18 protein-coding genes and 1 riboswitch are annotated in these 22,308 nt (G+C 72.9%); of the genes, 12 read left to right on the forward strand and 6 right to left on the reverse strand.

Annotated elements, in window-relative coordinates:
* Nucleotides 1–74: 74 nt before the first annotated feature.
* From OERS_RS00685 to OERS_RS00720, 8 genes are all read left to right on the forward strand, one after another.
* Complete coding sequence (locus tag OERS_RS00685) at nt 75–710, forward strand: PadR family transcriptional regulator (RefSeq protein ID WP_068623546.1); 636 nt, start codon at nt 75–77, stop codon at nt 708–710.
* Between the two features lie 285 nt (nt 711–995).
* Nucleotides 996–4,034, forward strand: a complete 3,039-nt coding sequence (locus OERS_RS00690) for a Na+/H+ antiporter subunit A (RefSeq protein WP_248948252.1) — start codon at nt 996–998, stop codon at nt 4,032–4,034.
* 89 nt (nt 4,035–4,123) lie between these two features.
* Complete coding sequence (locus OERS_RS00695; protein WP_056653481.1) at nt 4,124–4,678, forward strand: Na(+)/H(+) antiporter subunit C; 555 nt, start codon at nt 4,124–4,126, stop codon at nt 4,676–4,678.
* Nucleotides 4,675–6,249 (forward strand): Na+/H+ antiporter subunit D, encoded by a 1,575-nt coding sequence (locus tag OERS_RS00700; protein ID WP_068623550.1) that lies wholly within the window; start codon nt 4,675–4,677, stop codon nt 6,247–6,249. The genes OERS_RS00695 and OERS_RS00700 overlap by 4 nt, the downstream gene beginning before the upstream one ends.
* Nucleotides 6,246–6,926: a Na+/H+ antiporter subunit E gene (locus tag OERS_RS00705; RefSeq protein ID WP_068623552.1), complete on the forward strand. Its 681-nt coding sequence runs from the start codon at nt 6,246–6,248 to the stop codon at nt 6,924–6,926. Before OERS_RS00700 ends, OERS_RS00705 begins: the two co-directional genes overlap by 4 nt.
* Entirely contained in the window at nt 6,923–7,378 is a 456-nt protein-coding gene (locus OERS_RS00710) for a monovalent cation/H+ antiporter complex subunit F (RefSeq protein WP_082609020.1), read from the forward strand. The genes OERS_RS00705 and OERS_RS00710 overlap by 4 nt, the downstream gene beginning before the upstream one ends.
* Nucleotides 7,375–7,803, forward strand: a complete 429-nt coding sequence (mnhG, locus tag OERS_RS00715) for a monovalent cation/H(+) antiporter subunit G (RefSeq protein WP_068623554.1) — start codon at nt 7,375–7,377, stop codon at nt 7,801–7,803. Before OERS_RS00710 ends, mnhG begins: the two co-directional genes overlap by 4 nt.
* Nucleotides 7,804–7,869: 66 nt before the next feature.
* The gene (locus OERS_RS00720; RefSeq protein WP_082849231.1) at nt 7,870–8,880 is read left to right on the forward strand and encodes a cation diffusion facilitator family transporter; all 1,011 of its coding nucleotides are present in this window, start codon (nt 7,870–7,872) and stop codon (nt 8,878–8,880) included.
* Between the two features lie 25 nt (nt 8,881–8,905).
* Here OERS_RS00720 and OERS_RS00725 read toward each other — a convergent pair whose 3' ends face one another.
* The gene (locus OERS_RS00725; protein WP_068623556.1) at nt 8,906–9,865 is read right to left on the reverse strand and encodes an alpha/beta hydrolase; all 960 of its coding nucleotides are present in this window, start codon (nt 9,863–9,865) and stop codon (nt 8,906–8,908) included.
* A 215-nt stretch (nt 9,866–10,080) separates the two neighbouring features.
* Nucleotides 10,081–10,758, reverse strand: coding sequence for a hypothetical protein (locus tag OERS_RS00730; protein WP_068623558.1), 678 nt, complete (start codon nt 10,756–10,758; stop codon nt 10,081–10,083).
* Nucleotides 10,759–11,043: 285 nt separating this feature from the next.
* Here OERS_RS00730 and clpB point away from each other — a divergent pair, with 285 nt between their 5' ends.
* The 4 genes from clpB (at nt 11,044) to thiC (ending at nt 18,021) form a co-directional block, all read left to right on the forward strand.
* On the forward strand, nt 11,044–13,662 hold the full coding sequence (gene clpB / locus OERS_RS00735) for an ATP-dependent chaperone ClpB (RefSeq protein WP_068623562.1): 2,619 nt from the start codon (nt 11,044–11,046) through the stop codon (nt 13,660–13,662).
* Between the two features lie 202 nt (nt 13,663–13,864).
* Complete coding sequence (locus OERS_RS00740; RefSeq protein ID WP_139107602.1) at nt 13,865–14,950, forward strand: CAP domain-containing protein; 1,086 nt, start codon at nt 13,865–13,867, stop codon at nt 14,948–14,950.
* Nucleotides 14,951–15,017: 67 nt separating this feature from the next.
* A complete protein-coding gene (locus OERS_RS00745) occupies nt 15,018–16,001 on the forward strand; it encodes a diacylglycerol/lipid kinase family protein (protein WP_068623565.1) in 984 nt (327 codons plus the stop codon).
* A 177-nt stretch (nt 16,002–16,178) separates the two neighbouring features.
* A riboswitch (TPP riboswitch) is annotated at nt 16,179–16,288 on the forward strand.
* Complete coding sequence (thiC, locus tag OERS_RS00750; RefSeq protein WP_082848882.1) at nt 16,279–18,021, forward strand: phosphomethylpyrimidine synthase ThiC; 1,743 nt, start codon at nt 16,279–16,281, stop codon at nt 18,019–18,021. It overlaps the preceding riboswitch by 10 nt.
* 76 nt (nt 18,022–18,097) lie before the next feature.
* On the opposite strand, the gene OERS_RS00755 is transcribed toward thiC, so the two are convergent.
* The 4 genes from OERS_RS00755 to OERS_RS00770 form a co-directional block, all read right to left on the reverse strand.
* The gene (locus OERS_RS00755) at nt 18,098–18,757 is read right to left on the reverse strand and encodes a response regulator (protein WP_068623568.1); all 660 of its coding nucleotides are present in this window, start codon (nt 18,755–18,757) and stop codon (nt 18,098–18,100) included.
* Nucleotides 18,754–20,244 (reverse strand): sensor histidine kinase, encoded by a 1,491-nt coding sequence (locus OERS_RS00760; protein WP_068623570.1) that lies wholly within the window; start codon nt 20,242–20,244, stop codon nt 18,754–18,756. The genes OERS_RS00755 and OERS_RS00760 overlap by 4 nt, the downstream gene beginning before the upstream one ends.
* 231 nt (nt 20,245–20,475) lie before the next feature.
* Nucleotides 20,476–21,369 carry an ABC transporter permease gene (locus tag OERS_RS00765; RefSeq protein ID WP_056652637.1) on the reverse strand — a complete coding sequence of 298 codons (894 nt, stop codon included), beginning with the start codon at nt 21,367–21,369 and terminating at the stop codon, nt 20,476–20,478.
* A complete protein-coding gene (locus tag OERS_RS00770) occupies nt 21,369–22,082 on the reverse strand; it encodes an ABC transporter ATP-binding protein (protein WP_068623572.1) in 714 nt (237 codons plus the stop codon). The genes OERS_RS00765 and OERS_RS00770 overlap by 1 nt, the downstream gene beginning before the upstream one ends.
* Nucleotides 22,083–22,308: the final 226 nt, after the last annotated feature.

A 22,308-nucleotide genomic window follows, 5' to 3' on the forward strand; every position in this document is an offset into this window, starting at 1 on the left:
TGGTTGCGCTCCCAGAGGCCCGCGAATACTCTGTGCCGAGTAGTCGAAGACGGGCGAGAACGGGCGAGGCGGACATGGTTGACGACGCAGCGTCCGGCGACGCCGCCACAATACGGCGCCGCGCGAACGCCCTGGCGCTCGCGGTCCTCGCGCAGCTCGCGGAGCGGCCCATGCACCCGTACGAGATCGCCCGCACGCTCAAGGACCGCCGCAAGGACGAGTCCGTGCGGCTCAACTACGGCTCGCTCTACTCGGTCATCACGGCGCTCGTGCGCGACGGGCTCATCGAGCCCGCGGGCACCGAGCAGGACGGGAACCGCCCGCAGCGCACCGTCTACCGGTTGACCGGGGCGGGGCGGACCGAGGTCGACGACTGGATGCGCGCCCTGCTGGGCGCGCCCGTCAAGGAGTACCCGCAGTTCATGGCGGCGCTCAGCTTCCTCCCGCTGCTGGCGCCCGACGACGTCGCGGACCTCCTGCGCACCCGTCTCGTCGCGCTGCGGGTCAAGGTCCGCCGGATCGAGGACGACCTGGAGGACCTGGAGCACACCGACGGGGCGCGAGGCGAGACGTCCGAGCTCGCGGTCGCGGGCTCGCGGTACGAGCTCGCGATCCTGCGCGCCGAGCTCGCGTACGCCGACGTGCTGGTGCGACGCATCGCCGACGGGACCCTCGGGGGGATCGAGGCGTGGCGGGCGGCCGTCCGCTGACGCCCTCCGGAGGCGCCGTCGGCTCGCCGCGTCGTGGTCCGCTCGTGTGTTCCCGCTGAACCTGTGACATCACCCACCGATCCTCGGGGCGCCGAGTGGTCACCAGGGCCTCGTTGAACGGTAAAATACCTACCGGACCCGGTGTGTCTCCGGGCCGTCCTCTGCATGCGCGCTGTCGCGTCGTCCTGGTCGGTCCTGACGGCAGCCCCTGGTCCACGTTCTCGCCCACCCGCCCCCGACCAGGACGGAGCGGACGTGCTCTATCTGCTCGTTGCGCATCTGGCAATGGCACTCGGCGCGCCCGCACTCGTGTCGGTGCTGGGCCGCAAGGCGTTCTTGGTGATGGCTCTCGCGCCCGCCTCCGCCGCTGTCTACGCCCTCAGCTGGACCACACGCGTCATGGACGGCGTGCACCCCACCGAGGTCACCCAGTGGGTGCCCGGGCTGGGGCTCGAGCTCGCCTTCCGCATGGACACCCTGTCCTGGCTCATGCTGCTGCTCGTCGGCGGCGTCGGGGCCCTGGTCCTCGTCTACTGCTCGGCCTACTTCTCTCCCACCGCGTCCGGCCTCGGGCGCTTCGGCGCCGTGCTCACGGCGTTCGCGGGGGCCATGGTCGGCCTGGTCACGGCCGACGACATGCTGCTCCTGTTCATCTTCTGGGAGCTCACGACCGTCTTCTCCTACCTGCTGATCGGCCACTACGCCGACCGCAAGGCTAGCCGGCGTGCCGCGATGCAGGCCATCATCGTCACGACCGCAGGCGGTCTGGCGATGCTCGTGGGTGTCGTGATCCTGGGGGTCCAGGGCGGCACCTTCCGCCTCTCGGAGATCATCGCGGACCCTCCGACGGGCGGGGCCGTGACTGCCGCGACCGTGTGCCTGCTGGCCGGGGCGGCGAGCAAGGCCGCGCTCATCCCGCTGCACTTCTGGCTCCCCGCAGCCATGGCCGCTCCCACCCCGGTCAGCGCCTACCTGCACGCCGCGGCCATGGTCAAGGCTGGCGTCTACCTCGTGGCGCGGTTCGCCCCCGCCTACTCCGACACCACGGTCTGGCGCACGATCGTCATCGTCCTGGGTGTGGGCACGCTGCTCGTGGGCGGCTACCGCGCGCTGCGCCAGCACGACCTCAAGCTCGTCCTGGCGTTCGGCACCGTGAGCCAGCTCGGCCTGATCGTCCTGCTCGTCGGGCTCGGGACGCGGTCCGCCGCTCTCGCGGGCCTGGCGATGATCGGCGCGCACGCCATGTTCAAGGCCTCGCTCTTCCTCGTGGTCGGCGTGGTCGACGCCGCGACGGGCACCCGCGACCTGCGCCGGCTGACGGGCGTCGGGCGCGCGCTGCCGCTGACCGCGCTCGCGGGCGGCCTCGCGACCGCGTCCATGATCGGCCTGCCCCCGCTCGCGGGCTACGTCGCCAAGGAGGCCGCGCTCGAGGCGCTCCTGCACGGCGAGGGACCCACCTGGGTCGACGCCGTGGTGCTGATCGGCGTCGTCGTGGGCTCGATGTTCACGGTCGCCTACGGCGCCCGCTTCTTCTGGGGCGCGTTCGCGACCAAGAAGCACGTCGCGGCGGCCGTGGCCCGGGCCAACGAGCACGTCCGCCTCAACGCGACCGGCAAGCAGCTCGTCGCCCAGCGCGGCGCGGGGCTCCCGCTGCCCGACGAGGCACCGATCGACCCGGCCCGCATCCACCGCCAGCCCGTGCTCCTCGTGTGGCCTGCGCTCGTCCTGGCGCTGCTCGGCCTCGCGGCCGCGCTCGTCCCGCACTTCGGCGAGAACCTGCTCGCGCCCTACGCCGACACCTACCCGACCGGCGAGCCCGGGCACCTGACGCTCTGGGCCGGGTTCACGCCGGCCCTGGGGCTCACGGTCCTGATCCTCGCCGTCGGCGCGCTGCTGTTCTGGCAGCGCAAGGCCGTCGAGCGGTTCCAGGCCTCGCTCTGGACCGGCCCGGAGGCCGACCGCACCTACCGCCGGATCATGCGCCGCCTCGACGACGTCGCCGCCGACGTCACCGCGGTCACGCAGCGTGGTTCGCTGCCGTTCTACCTCGGCGCGATCCTCGTCGTGCTCGTCGTCGGGCCCGGCCTCCTGATGTTCATCGGCGGGCAGTGGCCCGAGCAGGTCAAGGCGTGGGACCGCCCAGCGCAGATCGCCGCGGTCGCGGCCATCTGCGTCGCGTCCGTCCTCGCGGCCCGCTCACGCCGTCGCCTCAAGGCCGTGATCCTCGTGGGCATCGCGGGCTACGGCAACGCCATGCTGTTCCTGCTGCACGGCGCCCCGGACCTCGCGCTCACGCAGGTCCTCGTCGAGACCATCACCCTCGTGGTCATGGTCCTGGTGCTCCGCAGGCTCCCTCCGTACTTCTCCAACCGGCCGCTCGCGACGTCGCGCTGGGTGCGGCTCGTCCTGGGCGTCGCGGTGGGCGTGGTCATGATGGGCTTCGCCCTCACGGTCCCGCTCGCCCGCGTGGCCAGCCCCATCTCGCTCGACTTCCCGGCCGAGGCGTTCATCCACGGGTACGGCAAGAACATCGTCAACGTGACCCTCGTGGACATCCGCGCCTGGGACACCATGGGCGAGATCTCGGTGCTGCTCGTCGCGGCGACCGGTGTCGCGTCCCTGGTCTTCCTGCGGACCCGCAGCGGCGAGATCCTGCGCGAGCGCAACGCGACGTCGTCGGGCGCCGCGACCCCCGGGATCTGGGCCAACGAGGAGGACCCGGGCGCCGCGCTGCGCCGCCGAGGCGTCGACGAGGCGACCGCGCAGGGCAAGCAGCCGCGCATGCTCGTGTGGCTGAGCGCGGGGCGCACGCTCGCCCCGCAGCGACGCTCGGTCATCTTCGAGGTCGTCACGCGCGTGCTCTTCCACTCGATGATCGTGTTCGCGATCTTCCTGCTCTTCTCGGGGCACAACGCCCCCGGTGGCGGCTTCGCGGCCGGGCTCGTGGTCGGGATCGCGCTGATCGTTCGCTACCTTGCGGGCGGACGCTACGAGCTCGGCGAGGCCGCTCCGGTCCACCCCGGTCTGCTGCTGGGCACGGGGCTGTTCCTGTCCGTCGGGGTCGGGTTGATCGGCCTGATCATGGGCGGGAGCGTGCTGCAGAGCGTCGCGATCGACCTGACCCTCCCGCTCGTCGGGACGATCCACCTGGTCACGTCGCTGTTCTTCGACATCGGGGTGTTCCTCGTGGTCGTCGGCCTGGTCCTCGACATCCTGCGCACGCTCGGTGCCGAGATCGACCGGCACGGCGAGGCCGCGGCCCGGGAGGACGCGGGCCCCATGGAAGCGATGGAACCGGACCAGATCGGAGGGGGGCGACGATGAACCCGACGAACCACCTGCTCGCGCCGCTCCTGCTGCCGGCAGCCGACATCGACCCCGCAGAGGTCGCGCGGACCACCGACAGCATCGACATGACCCCGAGCCTCGTCCTGGTCCTGGCGATCGGCGTCCTGTTCGCCACGGGTGTCTACCTGCTCCTCGAGCGCAGCCTGACGCGCGTGCTCATCGGCTTCATCCTCATCGGCAACGGCGCGAACCTCATGTTCCTCGTCGCCGGAGGGCGGGCCGGGGGCGCACCGATCATCGGGAAGACCGAGCCGGCCCAGATGAGCGACCCGCTCGTCCAGGCCATGGTCCTGACCGCGATCGTCATCACCCTGGGCCTCACGGCCTTCGTGCTCGCCATGGCCTACCGGTCGTGGCAGCTGCACGGCCACGACGAGGTGCAGGACGACCTCGAGGACCGCCGCGTCGCGCGCCACGCCGCGCGCAACGCCCCGGCGTTCGAGGACAGCGACACCGAGGAGAGCGGAGCCACCCTGGACGACGAGGCCGCCGAGGTCTACGACGAGACCGACGGCGACGGGGACGGGGAGACCGACGCGCGCGACGGGAACCGTCCTGGGCCGGACAAGGCGGCACGCAGACAGGGCCGACCGGGCACCGGAGGAGGTGAGGGCCGATGACCTTCCCCTACAGCTTCGCGACCCTCGTCCCGCTGCCCGTCGTCCTGCCGCTCTTCGCGGCGGGCCTCGCGCTCGCGCTGTGGCGTCACCCGCGCGCCCAGCACATCATCTCGGTCGCCGCGCTGACGCTGGTCCTGGCCGCGTCGATCGGGCTGCTCATCGGCGCCGACAGCGGCCCCATCGTGGTCGACGTCGGGGAGTGGGCCGCGCCCGTCGGCATCGACCTGGTCGCGGACCGGCTCTCTGCGCTCATGCTCACGGTCTCGAGCTTCGTGCTGCTGTGCGTCCTGCTCTACTCGCTGGGGCAGGGCGTGGCCGACGGGCACGACAAGGCCCCCGTCTCGATCTACCACCCGACCTACCTGGTCCTGGCCGCGGGCGTCGCCAACGCGTTCCTCTCGGGCGACCTGTTCAACCTGTACGTGGGCTTCGAGATCCTGCTCGCCGCGTCCTACGTCCTGCTGACGCTCGGCGGGACGGGTGAGCGCATCCGCGCCGGGTCCATCTACGTGGTCGTCGCGCTCCTCTCGTCGGTCATCTTCCTCGTCGCTATCGCGCTGACCTATGCCGCGACGGGCACGGTCAACCTGGCCCAGCTCGCCGAGAGGCTCCCGGACGTGGACCCTGGGGTCCGCATGACGCTGCAGCTCCTGCTGCTGCTCGCGTTCGGGATCAAGGCGGCGATCTTCCCGCTCTCGGCCTGGCTCCCCGACTCGTACCCGACGGCGCCCGCCCCGGTCACGGCGGTGTTCGCGGGGCTGCTCACCAAGGTCGGCGTCTACGCGATCATCCGCACCCAGACGCTCCTGTTCCCCGACAACCGCCTCGACACCGTGCTCATGTGGCTCGCGCTGCTGACCATGGTGATCGGGATCCTGGGCGCCGTGGCGCAGAACGACATCAAACGTCTGCTGTCGTTCACCCTGGTCAGCCACATCGGCTACATGATCTTCGGCATCGCGATGGCGTCCGAGGCCGGGATGGCGGCGTCGATCTTCTACGTCGTGCACCACATCACCGTCCAGACGACGCTGTTCCTCGTCGTCGGGCTCATCGAGCGGCGGGGCGGATCCACGTCGCTCGACAAGCTGGGCGGCCTCGCGAGGATCGCGCCGGGGCTCGCGATCCTGTTCTTCGTCCCCGCGATGAACCTCGCGGGCATCCCGCCGCTGTCCGGGTTCCTCGGCAAGGTCGGCCTCCTCCAGGAGGGCGTCGCCCAGGGCACGCCGCTCACGTGGGCGCTCGTCGTGGGCAGCGTCGTGACCTCGCTCCTGACGCTCTACGCGATCGTCAAGGCGTGGAACAAGGCGTTCTGGCAGACGGCACCGGTCGAGCTCCCGTCGACGGGCACCCCGCGAGGCATGGTCGGGCCCACGACGGCGCTCGTCGCGTTCGGTCTGGCCCTCACGTTCGCCGCGGGCCCGCTCTACTCGTACGCCGAGCGCGCCGCAGGGAATCTCATGCAGCCCTCGACGTACGTCGACGCGGTGTTCCCCGACGACTCGGGGCGTGGGCAGGGAGTGTCGAGCGACCTCGTCGAGGAAGAGCAGCAGGGAGGTGAGGACTCATGAGCCTGCACCGTCGGAGAGGACCGCTCGCGGGCGGCTGGTTCGGCCGGCTCACCGCGCAGTGGCGGACCGTGGCCTGGCTGACGGTCGTGTGGGTCATGCTCTGGGGCGACCTCTCGTGGGGCAACGTCATCGCGGGCGTGATCATCGCGAGCCTGCTCATCACCTTCATGCCGCTGCCGTCGATCGCGACGAGCGGGACGGTCCGTCCTTGGCCCCTGCTCGTGCTGGTCTCCCGGTTCGTCGCCGACCTCGTGGTCGCCTCGTTCCAGGTCAGCATGCAGGCCTTCCGCTTCCACCACACCCCGCACGGGGCCGTGGTCGGGGTCAGGCTCCGCAACCCCTCGGACATCTACATGACCATCACGGCCGAGCTCAGCTCGCTCGTGCCCGGGTCGCTCGTCATCGAGGCGCACCGGCTCACGGGCATGCTCTACCTGCACGTGCTCGACCTCGACGCCGCGGGCGGTGCCGACAAGGTCCGCCAGGACACGCTCGACCTCGAGGCGCGTGTGCTCCGCGCGTTCGCGTCCAACGAGGAGCTCAAGGCCGCCGGGCTGTACCACCACCCGGGTGAGCCGTCCGTGCCCGCTGGAGCGTCGCCGTCGGGCACGCGCGGGGCGGACGACGCTGCGCGCCGGACCGATCGGCGTACCGACCGACGGGAGGGGAAGCGATGATCGTCGTCGTCCTGATCTGCGCCGTGCTCCTCGCCTCGGCCGCGACGCTCGCCGTCGTGCGTGCCGAGAAGGGGCCGTCGATGCTCGACCGCACCATCGCGCTCGACGTCTTCACGACCACGCTCGTCGGCACCATCGCGCTCGAGGCCGCCTGGTCGCGGCGCACCGAGACCATCCCGATCCTCGTCGTGCTCTCGCTCGTGGGCTTCGTCGGGTCCGTGACCATCGCGCGCTTCGCGTCGGTCGAGCCCGAGGGCGAGCGGCGCATCAAGACCCGCGAGGAGATCGCGGCCGAGGAGGCCGAGCGGCTCGCGGCCGAGGACGACGAACGCGACATGGCTGCCGACCCCGAGCACGGCGCGGAGCACGAGCCCGACGATCTCGCGGAGGCAGAGCCCGCCGCCGCCCCCGAGGTCGACGGCACGACCGGACCCGAGGAGGCACGCTCATGAGCTGGACCGTGGTGGCCGACGTCCTGGCCGGGGTCTTCCTGCTGTGCGGGGCGTTCCTCGCGTTCGCCGCGGGCGTGGGCGTCGTGCGGTTCCCGGACCTGCTCGCGCGCATGCACGCCGCGACCAAGCCGCAGGTGCTGGGCCTGATCCTCGTGCTCATCGCGCTCGCGCTGCGGATCCGCAGCTGGTCCGCCGTGGGCATGCTCGTGCTCGTCGTGATCTTCCAGCTCATGACGTCGCCCGTCGCGGCGCACATGGTCGGGCGCGCGGGCTACCGGACCGGGAAGGTGCGTCCGGACCTGCTGGTGCTCGACGACCTCACGGCCGACCAGGAGGCCGCAGACCGGGAGAAGGTCGAGGCCGACCGGGACGCGGCGCAGGCCGCGACCGACGCCGAGGGTGACGGGGACACCCGCCGGGGGTGACGGGGACGCGCGCCGAGGGTGACCTGTCCCCGCGCGCCTCGCGGGGTCCGGTGATAGACCCGCTACATGACCTCGTCGTCCCAGCCGCCCTCGACCACCCCCGTCGCCGACAGCCCCCGGGTCGTCAAGACCGAGGAGCACGCCGAGAGCGCGCTCACGGTGATCGTCGCGTTCGGCGCGAACCTGCTCATCGCGGTCGCCAAGTCGGGCGCCGCGGTGATCACGGGCTCGGCCTCGATGGTCGCGGAGGCCGTGCATTCCTGGGCCGACACGGGCAACGAGGTGTTCCTCCTGCTCGCGAACAAGCGGTCGCGCAAGCCCGCGGACCACGACCACCCGCTGGGGTTCGGGCGCGAGGCGTACGTGTGGTCCATGTTCGCGGCGCTCGGGCTGTTCGCCGTGGGCGCGGGGGTCTCGATCACGCACGGCATCCAGGAGCTCGTGCACCCTGAGCCTGCCGACGACTTCGGGATCGCGTACGCGGTGCTCGGTGTGGCGTTCGTGCTCGAGGGGGTCTCGTTCCTGCAGGCGAACCGACAGGCGCGCAAGGAGGCGAAGGCGGCCGAGCGAGACCTGCTCCAGCACGTCCTGGTCACGTCCGACCCGACGCTGCGGGCCGTGTTCGCGGAGGACGCCGCGGCCCTCATGGGACTCGTGGTCGCGTTCGTGGGCATCTTCCTCCACCAGGTCACGGGGTCGCCCGTCCCGGACGCGATCGGCTCGATCGTGGTCGGCCTGATCCTCGGGGTCATCTCGTGGATCCTGATCGACCGCAACCGGCGCTTCCTCGTGGGCGAGCCCGCGGGGGCCGCGACGCGCGACGCCGCGCTGCGCGAGCTGCTGGCCGACCCCGAGGTCGACCGGGTGACCTACCTGCGTCTCGAGTACGTGGGTCCGCGCTCGCTCTACCTGGTCGCGAGCGTCGACCTCGTGGGGGACGACGACGAGCACGTGGTCGCCGAGCGCATCGACGCGCTCGAGCGTCGGGCGACCGCTGCGCCCGTGATCGCGGGGGCCGTGATCTCGGTGTCCCCGGCGAGCGAGCGTTCGCTCGTGCCGTCGGACGAGCCGGGATAGCGCGGGTAGCGCGCGGCGCGCCTCGTCAACCGGGCAGCCGCTCGTCGAGCCAGCCGAACACCTCGTCGAGGAACGCGCTGCGCGCCGGCTCGGGGGACAGGACCAGGTCGTGCGCGCCGCCCTCGATCTCCACGAGCGTCACGTCGTCGCCGAGCCCGGGGGCGCGGTCCTTGATGTGCTGGACGTCCAGGACGCTGTCCGTGGTGATGACCTCGGGGTGCCAGCCCTTGTTCGGGCCGGACCGTGTCGAGGTCAGGACGAGCACGGGGCACCCGATGCGCAGCCCACGAGCGATCTGCGCGTGCCCGCGACGGATCTCGCGCAGCCAGCCGGCGCGGACGGGGAAGCCCTCGTGGGGCTTCCAGCCCAGCTCGTAGTCCCACTCGCCTCCGGTTCCGGCGTGCAGCGCCTGCCCATAGGCGTCGTCGAGCGACCCGACCTTCAGGCGAGGGGCGAAGCGCCCGACGACGTCGATCACCCGGGTGGAGACCACGCGGTCGAACCAGCTCGAGTTGAGGTCGAACCACGGGCTGTTGAGGACGAGCGCGGCGATCCTGCCCGGTCGTGCGTTGGCCCACAGGCTCGTGACGAGACCGCCCGTCGAGTGCCCCACGACGACGAGCTCGTCGTGGCCCTCGGCACGGATCGTGGCGGCCGCGGCGTCGAGGTCCTGGGCGTAGACGCTCAGGTCGTCGACCATGTTGGGGTCCTTGCCCGCCTCGGTCCAGTGCGCGAGCGAGCGGCCGTAGCCCCGCAGGTCGATCGCGTAGAACGCGTAGCCGTGGTCCTCGAAAGCGTCCCCGAGGTGGTCCTGGAAGAAGTAGTCGACGAACCCGTGGACGTACAGCACGGCCCGACGGCGGCGCTCACCTCCCGCGGGAGGCGTCGCTTTGCGGACGAGCGTCGCGGTGTCGCCGTCGGGGAGGTCGAGCGTGCGGGCGACCCACTCGGGGCCGAGGACGTCCTGGTGCCAGCCGTTCGTCATGGTGCAGCCCTTCGCCCGCGTACTCGGGCGGTATCGCGGTGCCGCCATTGTGCCCCTTGCGGGGTGCCCTGTCAGGACGAGCGAGGAGGCGTGCCTCGCTCGTCCTGACAGCCCCTTCCGGGGGCTGCCCTCGGTCGGTACGACCGGGTTCGCGCGGTCGCTCCCGCCTCGCGAGCGGGAGCTTCCCACCCTGCTCGCCGGACGGGAGCCGCGGATCAGGCGGGTGGTGCGGGGCTCGCGGGCGGAGCCGGAGGAGCAGCAGGCGCCGCGGGCGGTGCCGGGCGCAGGTCCTCGCGCAGGCGCGTGGTCTCGTCGAGCTCGGAGTCGTCGGCCTGCTCGGTCCAGGGCTCGGTGACCTCGGCCGTCCAGGTCTGCGCGGGCTGCGGGTGGGCGGGCGGCGGCGCGTACTGTGCCGGCGCCTCCGGCTGTGCGACCGGTGCGACCGGTGCGGCCGGCGGGACCGCGGAGGCGGGCGCGTCGGGAACCTGCGGGGCCGGCGCGTGCGGCGGCGCGAACTGCTGCCCGGCGGCCGGCGCAGGCGGTCCGGGCGGGGCCGGCGGGGTCTGCTGCGGTGCGTACTGGTCGACCGGGACGGCCTGGACCCCGGCCCCGACCGTGTGCGGAGACTGCGCCGGGTAGTGCGCCGGGACCGGTTCGGCGCCCGGGGCGGAGGCCGCCGGGTCCGGAGCGCCGAAGGGCTGACCGGGCTGCCCCGGGTACGCCGGCTGCCCGGGGTACGGAGGCTGTGCCGGGTACCCCTCGACGGGGGCGCCGTGCCCGTACGGCTGGGCGACCGGTGCCTTGCGGGGGCGCAGGAGCAGCCAGGTGACGAGCCCGATGACGACGAGCCCGAGGAGCACGATCACCACGATCGCGACGAGTGCGAGGTTCACAGGGCACCCCCGGCGGGGAGGTCGGAGGAGAGCTGCTCTCCCGGGTGGGCCGGCGCCGTCGTGCGGTCGCCGCGGTCCGGTGCGAGGGTGGCGGAAGGTTCGAGCCGTCGTGTAGTCACGCCCCCAGCATCCCGTGGATCGCGGGACGAGAAAAGGGGAACCACCGGCTGGTACGGCAGCCGTCCGACGCAGTTGCCGACATGACGGACAGACTTGAGTGGAATACGCTCAAGTTTGGTCGCGTTGATCCAGGTAGACCCAGACCCCAGAAGTACCGGAGACCCCATGGACACCAAGTTCACCACCATGTCCCAGCAGGCCATCGGCGAGGCCATCCAGACCGCCTCGGCCGCTGGCAACCCCCAGCTCGAACCCGTCCACCTCCTCGCCGCACTGCTCACGCAGGAGGGGGGCGTCGCCGTCGGGCTCCTCGACGCCGTGGGCGCGAACGCCCAGGCCATCGGCCAGAAGGTGCGCGCGGCGCTCGTCTCTCTGCCCACCGCGAGCGGATCGGCAGTCGCGCAGCCGACGGCGTCGCGCGCGACGTCGACCGCCCTCGACCTGGCCTCGAAGGAGGCCCAGGGCATGGGGGACGAGTACGTCTCGACAGAGCACCTGCTCATCGGCATCGCCGCAGGTTCCTCGCCCGCCGCGCAGATCCTCACGGACGCCGGGGCGAGCGCCGACGCGCTGCGCTCGGCCCTGCCCGCGGTCCGCGGCTCGGGCCGCGTCACGAGCCCCAACCCCGAGGGCACCTACAAGGCCCTCGAGCAGTACGGTCAGGACCTCACCGCGGCCGCGGCCGAGGGCAAGCTCGACCCCGTGATCGGGCGCGACTCGGAGATCCGGCGCGTCGTGCAGGTCCTGTCCCGGCGCACCAAGAACAACCCCGTCCTGATCGGTGACCCCGGCGTCGGCAAGACGGCCGTGGTCGAGGGGCTGGCCCAGCGCATCGTCGCGGGCGACGTCCCCGACTCGCTCAAGGGCAAGAAGCTCATCTCGCTCGACCTCGCGGCCATGGTCGCGGGCGCCAAGTACCGCGGTGAGTTCGAGGAGCGGCTCAAGGCCGTCCTGGAGGAGATCAAGTCCTCCGACGGCGAGGTCGTGACCTTCATCGACGAGCTCCACACCGTGGTCGGTGCGGGCGCGGGCGGAGAGGGCGCCATGGATGCGGGCAACATGCTCAAGCCCATGCTCGCCCGCGGCGAGCTGCGCCTGGTCGGTGCGACGACCCTCGACGAGTACCGCGAGCACATCGAGAAGGACCCGGCCCTCGAGCGCCGCTTCCAGCAGGTCTTCGTGGGCGAGCCCTCGGTCGAGGACACCGTCGCGATCCTGCGCGGGCTCAAGGAGCGCTACGAGGCGCACCACAAGGTGACCATCGCCGACTCGGCGCTCGTGGCTGCCGCCGCGCTCTCGGACCGCTACATCACGGGCCGCAAGCTCCCCGACAAGGCGATCGACCTGGTCGACGAGGCCGCGTCGCGCCTGCGCATGGAGCTCGACTCGTCGCCCATCGAGATCGACGTGCTCCAGCGCGCCGTCACGCGCCTCGAGATGGAGGAGGTCGTGCTCTCCGAGTCCGACGACCCCGCCTCGCGCGAGCGCCTCGAGAAGCTGCGTGCCGACCTGGCCGACCGCCGCGAGGAGCTGTCCGCGCTGACCGCGCGCTGGGACGCCGAGAAGGCGGGCCACAACCGCGTCGGCGACCTGCGCGCCAAGCTCGACGAGCTGCGCGTCCAGGTCGAGCGGGCCATCCGCGAGGGCGACCTCGAGACCGCGGGGCGCATCCAGTACGGCGAGATCCCGCAGCTCCAGGAGCAGCTCCAGGCGGCCGAGCAGGAGGAGGCGTCGATCGACAGCGACGAGTCCGCCACGGCGCCGCCCCAGGCGCCGATGATCGCCGACAAGGTCGGTGCGGACGAGATCGCCGAGGTCGTGTCCGCGTGGACCGGCATCCCCGCGGGCCGCATGCTCCAGGGCGAGTCCGAGAAGCTCCTCCACATGGAGGACGTGATCGGCAGGCGCCTGATCGGGCAGAAGGCCGCGGTCGCCGCGGTGTCGGACGCCGTACGACGTTCCCGCGCAGGCGTCGCCGACCCCGACCGTCCCACGGGCTCGTTCCTGTTCCTCGGCCCCACGGGCGTCGGCAAGACCGAGCTCGCGAAGGCGCTCGCGGACTTCCTGTTCGACGACGAGCGCGCCATGGTGCGCATCGACATGTCGGAGTACAGCGAGAAGCACAGCGTCTCGCGCCTGGTCGGTGCCCCTCCGGGGTACGTCGGCTACGAGGAGGGCGGCCAGCTCACCGAGGCCGTGCGGCGCAGGCCGTACTCGGTCGTGCTGCTCGACGAGGTCGAGAAGGCGCACCCCGAGGTGTTCGACATCCTGCTCCAGGTGCTCGACGACGGTCGCCTGACCGACGGCCAGGGCCGCACGGTCGACTTCCGCAACGTCATCCTGGTGCTGACGTCGAACCTGGGCTCGCAGTTCCTCGTGGACCCGCTGCTCGACGACGCGGCCAAGCGTGAGGGCGTCATGTCGGCAGTGCGGGCGAGCTTCAAGCCCGAGTTCATCAACCGGCTCGACGACGTCGTGATCTTCGACCCGCTCGACCTCGACGAGCTGGGACGGATCGTGGACATCGCGGTCGACCGGCTCGGCGAGCGGCTCGCGGACCGTCGCCTGACGCTCGAGGTCACGGCCGGGGCACGCGAGTGGCTCGCGCTCGAGGGCTTCGACCCCGCGTACGGAGCACGCCCGCTGCGCCGCCTGGTGCAGCGCGAGATCGGCGACCGCCTCGCGCGCAAGCTGCTCGCGGGCGAGATCGCGGACGGCGACACGATCGTGGTCGACCGCTCGCAGGTCGAGGGCGAAGGGCTCGAGCTGCGCGTCCAGCAGTGACGGCCCGGTGAGGTGCGTGCTGTCGGGCGGGGGGATCCTCCTGCCCGACGGCGTCGCTCGCCTCGTGCGTGGAAGGCCCGGTCCCGGGAGGGGCCGGGCCTTCGTGCGTGCGCAGCCTGGTCTCGCTCTCACGGAACGGGCATACTGGACGATCAGCCCACGTTCCCTCGACGGAAGGTCATTCGTGCTGCCGGACTCTCCCGTGCCCGACCACCTTCCGCAGACTCGCGCCGCCCGCCGCCGCGCCCAGGAGATCGCGTCCTCGCCGTCGCGCGCGGCCAGGCGTCGGCGCCGTGCCGAGGCCGTCCGGCACGCGCGCCCCGGCGCCGAGGTGCGTCGCGCGAGCGCGCTGCCCCAGGTCATGGTGGTCACGCTCGGCCTCGTGGGCGGTCTGCTCGCGGTCCCGGCCGCCCAGGAGCTCGACGGCGAGGGGCCGGGCCTCGAACCGATCGGAGCGCGCTGGGACGCCGCGCTCGGGCGGGACGCCGACCGCGCCAGCCGGAGCGACGGCCCCCGCGGAGCGGTCCTCGCCGAGGCGGAGTCCGCTGCGCAGGCCCCTGCGGCGCCGACGGTCGGGCGACCGGGCGGGGGAGCCGGGGCTCCGCCGGAGACGACCCCCGCGCCCGACCCTGCGCCGACCACCGAGGGCGCGCCCGAGGCGCCGGCCCCGACCGGCCCGCCGCAGCTCGGCGCGACCGGACCCGAGGTCCAGGCGATCCAGGAGCGGCTGCAGGTGCACGGGGCCACGGTCCTGGCCGACGGCGAGTTCGGTGCGGGGACCGACCGCGCGCTGCGCACGTTCCAGGCGGCGCGCGGCCTCGAGCCCGACGGCGTGGCCGGTGCGGCGACCCGGGCCGCGCTGCTCGCCGACCCCACCACCTCGACGGGCGGAGCCGGCTCGACCGGGGGAGCGCCGTCGTCGGGCACCGGGGACATGGCCGCGGTGCTGAGCCTCGTCAACGCTCAGCGCACGGCCGCGAGCTGCCCGGCGCTGCGGGCCGACGACCGGCTCGCCCGCGCCGCGACGCTGCACGCGCAGGACATGGTCGACCAGGGGTACTTCAGCCACACGAGCCTCGACGGGCGGACGTTCGGCGACCGCGTGACCGCTCAGGGGTACGCGCGACCCGGCGGTGAGAACATCGCCGCGGGCCAGCAGACCGCCCAGGCCGTGGTCGACGCGTGGATGGCGTCCGAGGGGCACCGTGCGAACATCCTCAACTGCGACTTCACCGCGATGGGGATCGGGCGCGTGGGCAACACCTGGGTGCAGGTCTTCGGGTACTGAGGACGCCCGGAAGGTCCGAGGTGTCCGCTTGCCGGGCGTGCCGGCGCGCGCCGCGACATACTCAGGTGTGAACCCGTCCCACGAAGCAACGCCCGAGCCCGCCGCCCAGCAACGTCTCGACCACGCACCGCTCCGTTCCGCGGTCATCGTCAACCCGAACCGGGTCGAGGGGCTCGACGAGCTCCGCCGGACCATCGAGGCCCAGCTCGCCGACGCGGGCTGGCCCGCCCCCGCCTGGCTCGAGACGACCGCCGAGGACCCCGGCACCGGCCAGGCCCGGCAGGCCGTCGAGGACGGCGCCGAGGTCGTGTTCGTGAGCGGCGGCGACGGCACCGTGCGCGCCTGCATCGAAGGGCTCGTCGGGACCGAGGCGGCGCTCGCGGTCCTGCCCGGCGGCACGGGCAACCTCCTCGCGACCAACCTCGGTATCCCGCCCAGCCCGGAGGACGGTATCCGCCTCGCGCTCGACCGCGGGCGCCGCGCCGTCGACATCGGCGAGGTCGACGGGCAGGCGTTCGCCGTCATGGCGGGCATGGGGCTCGACGCCGCGATGATGGAGGACGCGCCGACGGCGCTCAAGGCCAAGGCTGGTGCGCTCGCGTACGTCGTCTCCGCGTTCAAGCACCTCGCCGACGACGAGATGAAGGTCGAGGTGCGCGTCGACGACCGGCCGGTGCTGCGCCGTCGTGCACGCAGCGTGCTCGTCGGGAACGTCGGCAAGCTCCAGGCGGGCGTCAACCTGCTGCCCGACGCGGTGCCCGACAACGGGCAGATGGACGTCGCGATCCTCGCGCCCCGCAACCTGGGCCACTGGGTCCAGCTCCTCGTCGGAGTGCTGCGAGGGCGCAAGCGCGTCCCCAACATGGAGGTGCTGCGCGGGTCACGGATCTCCGTGATCTCCGACCGGCCGCAGCCACGCCAGCTCGACGGCGACGTGATCGAGCCGTCGAAGAAGCTCGAGGTCAGCGTCCGTGCCGGGGCGCTGTGGGTGTGCGTCTACCAGCCCGACACCTCCGACGACATCGCGGAGGGCGCGCCGGCGGACGGGTGATCCGTGGCCGGTCGTGAGTGCGGAGCTCTTGCGCGACACGCCCGGCGTTTCGCGCAAGAGCTCCGCACTCACGGGCAAGCGCCGAACGCGGGACGGTCGCGCCGACGCCCGGCGCCGTGCGCTACGGTGACGACCGCACCACCCAGCACCACCGCACCACCAGCACGACCCACAACTCCACACACCCACGGGAGCTCGCAGCAGCGAGCTGAGAGGGCGGCTCAGCGCCGCCGACCGTTCGAACCTGTTCGGATCATGCCGACGTAGGGAGAGAGCCATGAGCTCTGAGACCGCTGTGCCCACAACCACCGGGCCCGCCGCCGCTGCGCCCGTTGCCGCTGCGAGCGGCACGCGCACCATCACGACCGGACCCATCGCGGGGTCCGCCAAGGTCCACCACCCGGTCCCGGGCGCGGAGCACCTGCGCGTCCCCGAGCGCCGCGTGCTCCTGAGCAACGGCGAACACCTGGACCTGTACGACACCTCGGGCCCCTACACCGAGTCGGACGACCCCGCGGCGTTCGACCTCGCTGGCGGCCTGCCCGCCCTGCGGGCGTCCTGGCTCCGGCCCGACGCCGTCCCCACCGAGCGCGGCACGGGCGGCGCCCGGACGCAGCTCGCCTGGGCACGCGTCGGGGTCGTGACCGACGAGATGCGCTTCGTCGCTGCCCGCGAGGGCGTCGACGTCGAGCTCGTGCGCGACGAGGTCGCGCGTGGCCGGGCGGTGATCCCGGCCAACCGTCGGCACCCCGAGATCGAGCCCATGATCATCGGCAAGGCGTTCGGCGTGAAGATCAACGCGAACATCGGGAACTCGGCCGTGACCTCCTCGATCGAGGAGGAGGTCGAGAAGATGGTGTGGGCCGCGCGCTGGGGCGCCGACACCCTCATGGACCTCTCGACGGGCAAGGACATCCACGAGACCCGCGAGTGGGTGCTGCGCAACTCCCCGATCCCCGTGGGGACGGTGCCGCTCTACCAGGCGCTCGAGAAGGTCAAGGGGGACCCCGCGAAGCTCACGTGGGAGATCTACCGCGACACCGTGATCGAGCAGGCCGAGCAGGGCGTCGACTACATGACCGTGCACGCGGGCGTCCTGCTGCGCTACGTCCCGCTGACCGCGCGCCGTGTCACGGGCATCGTGTCCCGCGGCGGCTCGATCATGGCCGCGTGGTGCCTCGCGCACCACCAGGAGTCGTTCCTGTACACGCACTTCGCGGAGCTGTGCGAGATCCTGCGCGACTACGACGTGACGTTCTCGCTCGGCGACGGCCTGCGACCGGGGTCCATCGCGGACGCCAACGACGCGGCCCAGTTCGCCGAGCTGCGCACGCTGGGCGAGCTGACCAAGGTCGCGAAGTCCTACGGCGTGCAGGTCATGATCGAGGGCCCGGGGCACGTCCCCATGCACAAGATCGTCGAGAACGTGCGCCTCGAGGAGGAGCTGTGCGAGGAGGCGCCGTTCTACACGCTCGGCCCGCTCGCGACCGACATCGCGCCCGCCTACGACCACATCACGTCCGCGATCGGCGCCGCGATCATCGCCCAGGCCGGGACTGCGATGCTCTGCTACGTCACGCCCAAGGAGCACCTGGGGCTGCCCGACCGCGACGACGTCAAGACGGGGGTCATCACGTACAAGATCGCGGCGCACTCCGCCGACCTGGCCAAGGGGCACCCGCGTGCGCAGCTGCGGGATGACGCGCTGTCCCGTGCCCGGTTCGAGTTCCGCTGGCACGACCAGTTCGCGCTCTCCCTCGACCCCGACACCGCCCGCGCCTTCCACGACGAGACGCTGCCGGCCGAGCCCGCCAAGACCGCGCACTTCTGCTCGATGTGCGGGCCCAAGTTCTGCTCGATGCGGATCTCCGCGGACGTGCGCGAGTACGCCGAGAAGAACGGCCTGACGTCGGTCGAGGCGATCGAGGCCGGCATGGCGGAGAAGTCGAGCGAGTTCACGGACGCGGGCGGCCGGGTCTATCTCCCCGTGACTCCCGCCCAGCCCGTGACGCCGAGGTAGAGGTCTAGGGCTCGAGGTAGAGGGCCTAGACCTCTACCTCGAGCCCTAGACCTCTACCTCGCGGCCAGGGAGCGGCTCAGCGCGACGGTGCCGCGATCCCGTGCTCGTACGCCCACACCACGAGCTGGACGCGGTCGCGCATGCCCGTCTTGGTCATGATGCGGCTCAGGTGCGACTTCACGGTGCTCGCCTCGAGGTAGAGCGTCGCCGCGATCTCGGCGTTCGACTGCCCCCGGCACAGCAGCGCCAGGATGTCGTGCTCGCGCGAGGTGAGCAGGCCCGAGGCGACCTCGTCGGGCGCGGCGGGAGACCGCCGTCGGGCGAACTCGTCGATCACGCGCCGCGTGAGCGTCTGGTCGACGAGACCCTCGCCCGACGCCACGCGCCGCACCGCGTCGACCAGCACGTCGGGCTCGGCGTCCTTGAGCAGGAACCCGCTCGCCCCGGCCTCCAGGGCGCCGAACACGTAGTCGTCCAGGTCGAACGTGCTCACCACGAGCACCGGGACCGGGTCGACGACGCCCGGTCCCGCGAGCGCGCGCGTCGCCGTGATGCCGTCCCCGCCGGGCATGCGGACGTCCATGCACACGACGTCGGGGCGCTCGCGGCGCGCGACGCGCACGGCGTCCGTGCCGTTCGCCGCCTCGCCCACGACCTCGAAGCCCTCGCTCTCGAGGATCACGGTGAAGCCTGCGCGGACGACGGCCTGGTCGTCGACCAGCACCACTCGGGTCATGGGGCCTCCTGCCCGACGGCGGAGCCCGGCTCGTCCGAGGACGTCGCCGAGCGCTCGGGGATGGTGGGGGTGGGAGCGGCGGCTTCGGCCGCTGCGGGCCGGGGGACCGAGAGCCGGACCCGCCAGCCGTCGCCCGGGACCGAGCCCGCGCTGAGCTTCCCGCCGACGAGGGTCGCGCGCTCGGTCATGCCGATGAGGCCGTGCCCGGGCGCGGCCTGGGCGACGGCCGTCGCGCTGGTCGACCTGTCGGACACCGCAGCGGCCGCCGGGGCACCGTGCCCGTCGCGCGCATCGAGGTCACGGCCCGCGCTCCGACCGGTCCGGCCGCCCGAGATCGCCGCGACCGGCAACCTGTTGGTCACCGTGAGGACGAGCGCGGCCTGCTGGTAGTCGGTCACGACCTCGATCGCGCGCCCCGGGGCGTGGCGGCGCGCGTTGCTCAGCGCCTCCTGGAGCACGCGGTACACCGTGAGCTGGACGGCGGGGGAGAGCCCGAACGGCGAGCCTCGACGGACGTCACGCACCTCGGCCCCTGCGCTGCGTGCGAGGTCGAGCAGCTCGCCCGCGTCGTCGAGCGTGGGCTGCGGTGCGGCCGGGGCCTCCTCGCCCGGTTCGCCGGGACCGGCCTGCGACGAGCTGCGCAGGATGCCGACGACCAGGCGCAGGTTGTCGAGCGTCTCGCGCCCCTGGGTGCGGATCCAGCGCATCGACTCCTTGGCGCGCTCGGGGTCGCGGTCGACCAGGCGCTCGGCCGCGGCCGCCTGGACGACGATCCCCGACAGGTGGTGCGCGGCGACGTCGTGCAGCTCGCGGGCCATGCGGCCGCGCTCCTCCAGGACGGCCTGCGCCGCGAGCATGTCGCGCTCGCGCTCGGCCTGGGCCACGCGCCCCTGGAGCTGGGCGAACAGCTCGCGGCGCGTGCCGACGTACGCACCCACGAGCGCCGAGGCCACGTAGGTCAGGAGCGCTGACGCGAGGCCGCCCCAGACCTGGACCGCGACCGGCGCGGGACCCGTCGAGGTGATCGGCACGGGCCCGCCGAGCACGAAGCTCAGCAGGACCTGCACGCCCGCTGCGGCCGCGGCCGCCCACAGGGCCGTGCGGCGCGGTGCGTACGCACCGACCGAGTAGGCCGCGACGAGCGTCGCGGGCGCCTGGAACGAGACGAAGGCGGGAAGCACGGGCACGAGAGCGACCTGGCCCACCACGGTCAGCGCGAGCGCGAGCAGAGGGGCCCGACGGCGCAGCGTGAGCGCCATGGCCTGCGCGACGACGAGCACGATCGCTGCGACCCGCCCGCCGGTCGAGAACCGCAGGGAGTCTGGCCCGCCCTCGACCACGATGCCGAGGTCGGTCAGGGCGACCCGCTCGACGGCCAGCAGGAAGCCGACCGTGAGGACCGCGACGACCACGCCCAGCAGGGCGTCGCGACCCGTCGAGGTACGGATGCCGACCGCGGCGAGACGGCGGTGCAGTGTGTCGAGCACGGGGGGCCTCTCGGGTCGGGCGGTCGGGCGGTCGGGCGGTCGGGCGGTCCGGCGGTCGGGCGGTCGGGCGGTCGGTGGTCGGGCAGAGCGGCGTGCGGGGTCACCGGTGCCGGGAGGCCCGGGCTCAGGTGCCCCGCACCCAGGCGACCCGCCCACCCGGGGGAGCGGCGCCGTCGGGCACCACGGTACGTGGCCGTGGCGCCCGACGAGCCGCCCCTCGAGGGCAAGACGTCAGACGAGGTCGCGGCGACGGAAGGTCACCGCGCCCGACCCGAGCGCGACCGCGACCCACGCGGCCAGGCCCAGCACCGCGGCCCCGACGCCCAGGGGGGCGAGGCCGCCCAGGACCGACGTCGCGCTCTGGCCGGTCGACGCGAGCGACCCCAGCCCGAGCGGCAGCCATGCCGCGGCGTTCGACGTGCCCCCCGAGAGCAGCAGGACCGCGGCCTGGACCAACGGCTCGACCACCACGAGCCCCACGACGACGAGGATCGCCGCGACCTGCCCGCGGATCAGCGTCCCGATGCCCAGCCCGAGCCACGCGAACAGCACGAGGACCACGAGCCCACGCCCCCACACGCCCAGGACGTCGCCCGCGCCGACCATGAGCTGAGCGCCCGGTGTCGACGCGACGGCCACGAACAGGCCCAGGGCCGTGAGCACCGCGAGCGCGGCGCCGGTCACGAGCGCGACGACCGCGGTCGCGCCCGCCTTGCCCCCGAGGATGCGCAGCCGCGACGGGACCACGAGGGCCGTAGGGACGATGCCGCCCGTGCGGAAGTCGGTCGTGACCGCGAGGACGCCCAGCAGCAGCATGCAGATGACCGACACGCCTGCCGAGCCCGAGCCCGCGGGGCCGTTGCCCAGCAGGTCCAGCATCGCGCGCTGCACGGGTGCCGCGCCCAGGTCGGTCAGTCCGGTGAGGTCGGGGGCCAGGTCCGCGGTCAGCTCGGGCGAGGCCTGGAGGCCCACGGTGGCACCGCCACCCAGGCCCTCGAGGCCCGACAGGACGCGCGGCAGGGCGATCGTCAGGGCCTGGACGAGGACCATGCCCGCGAGGGCGACGATCCCCAGGATCCAGGGCGTGCGGGTCGTGCGTAGCTTGAGCAGCTCGGCGCGGAACATCAGCGCACTCCTTCTGTCTCGGCGGTCAGGTTCAGGTAAAAGTCCTCCAGGGACTCGCCCCGGACGAGGTCGGTGAGCGGGCCGTCCGCGATGACCTGGCCCTGGCCGATCACGACCAGGTCGTCGGCCACCTGCGTGACCTCGGCCAGGACGTGGCTCGCGAGCAGCACCGCCCCGCCGCCGTCAGCGAACGAGCGCAGCACCTCGCGCATCCACCGCATGCCCGCGGGGTCCAGGCCGTTGGCGGGCTCGTCGAGCACCAGCACCTGCGGGTCGCCCAGGAGCGCCGCAGCCAACCCGATGCGCTGGCGCATGCCGAGCGAGTAGGTCCTGACGCGCCGGTCGGCGGCACGGTCCATCCCGACGAGCGCGAGCACCTCGTCGACCCGTCGGCCCCCGATCCCGGCCGCGGTCGCGAGGACCCGCAGGTGGTCGCGTCCGCTGCGACCCGGGTGCAGGCCGCCCGCGTCGAGCAGCGCGCCGACGACCTGGCCGGGCTTCTCCAGCGCCGCGTACGGGCTGCCCTGGATCGTCGCGGTCCCGGCGCTCGCGGACGCGAGCCCCAGCAGGACGTTGAGCGTGGTCGTCTTGCCCGCGCCGTTGGGGCCGAGCAGCCCGACGACCCTCCCGGGCTCGACGGCGAAGCTCACGTCGCGGACGGCGTCGAACGTCCCGTAGGACTTGCGCAGGCCCACGATCTCGATGGCTGGCATCGGGGATCCCTTCTCCTCCGGCCGCGCAGCCGGGGTGCCGCGCGCCGTGCCTCCAGCCTGGCTTCCGGGTTGTGGCGGGCGCTTCTGGCGGAGGGGGGAAGGTGGGTTGCGACTTCCGGCGGAGGTGGCGTCGGCTAGGGGCCACCCGCTCGCGTGGCGCCGAGGTAGAACGTGCTGCGCGAGGTAGAGCGCGCCACGTCCTATCTCGGCGCAGGACGTCCTACCT

This window comes from Oerskovia enterophila (assembly GCF_001692445.1).
GTDB classification, from domain to species: Bacteria; Actinomycetota; Actinomycetes; order Actinomycetales; family Cellulomonadaceae; genus Oerskovia; species Oerskovia enterophila.

Bases quoted from the DNA above. Each gene is read 5' to 3' on its own strand.
- OERS_RS00685 (WP_068623546.1), top strand. From the start codon at position 75: ATGGTTGACGACGCAGCGTCCGGCGACGCCGCCACAATACGGCGCCGC.
- OERS_RS00690 (WP_248948252.1), top strand. From the start codon at position 996: ATGGCACTCGGCGCGCCCGCACTCGTGTCGGTGCTGGGCCGCAAGGCG.
- OERS_RS00695 (WP_056653481.1), top strand. From the start codon at position 4,124: ATGACCCCGAGCCTCGTCCTGGTCCTGGCGATCGGCGTCCTGTTCGCC.
- OERS_RS00700 (WP_068623550.1), top strand. From the start codon at position 4,675: ATGACCTTCCCCTACAGCTTCGCGACCCTCGTCCCGCTGCCCGTCGTC.
- OERS_RS00705 (WP_068623552.1), top strand. From the start codon at position 6,246: ATGAGCCTGCACCGTCGGAGAGGACCGCTCGCGGGCGGCTGGTTCGGC.
- OERS_RS00710 (WP_082609020.1), top strand. From the start codon at position 6,923: ATGATCGTCGTCGTCCTGATCTGCGCCGTGCTCCTCGCCTCGGCCGCG.
- mnhG (WP_068623554.1), top strand. From the start codon at position 7,375: ATGAGCTGGACCGTGGTGGCCGACGTCCTGGCCGGGGTCTTCCTGCTG.
- OERS_RS00720 (WP_082849231.1), top strand. From the start codon at position 7,870: ATGACCTCGTCGTCCCAGCCGCCCTCGACCACCCCCGTCGCCGACAGC.
- OERS_RS00725 (WP_068623556.1), bottom strand. From the start codon at position 9,865: ATGACGAACGGCTGGCACCAGGACGTCCTCGGCCCCGAGTGGGTCGCC.
- clpB (WP_068623562.1), top strand. From the start codon at position 11,044: ATGGACACCAAGTTCACCACCATGTCCCAGCAGGCCATCGGCGAGGCC.
- thiC (WP_082848882.1), top strand. From the start codon at position 16,279: ATGAGCTCTGAGACCGCTGTGCCCACAACCACCGGGCCCGCCGCCGCT.
- OERS_RS00755 (WP_068623568.1), bottom strand. From the start codon at position 18,757: ATGACCCGAGTGGTGCTGGTCGACGACCAGGCCGTCGTCCGCGCAGGC.
- OERS_RS00765 (WP_056652637.1), bottom strand. From the start codon at position 21,369: ATGTTCCGCGCCGAGCTGCTCAAGCTACGCACGACCCGCACGCCCTGG.
- OERS_RS00770 (WP_068623572.1), bottom strand. From the start codon at position 22,082: ATGCCAGCCATCGAGATCGTGGGCCTGCGCAAGTCCTACGGGACGTTC.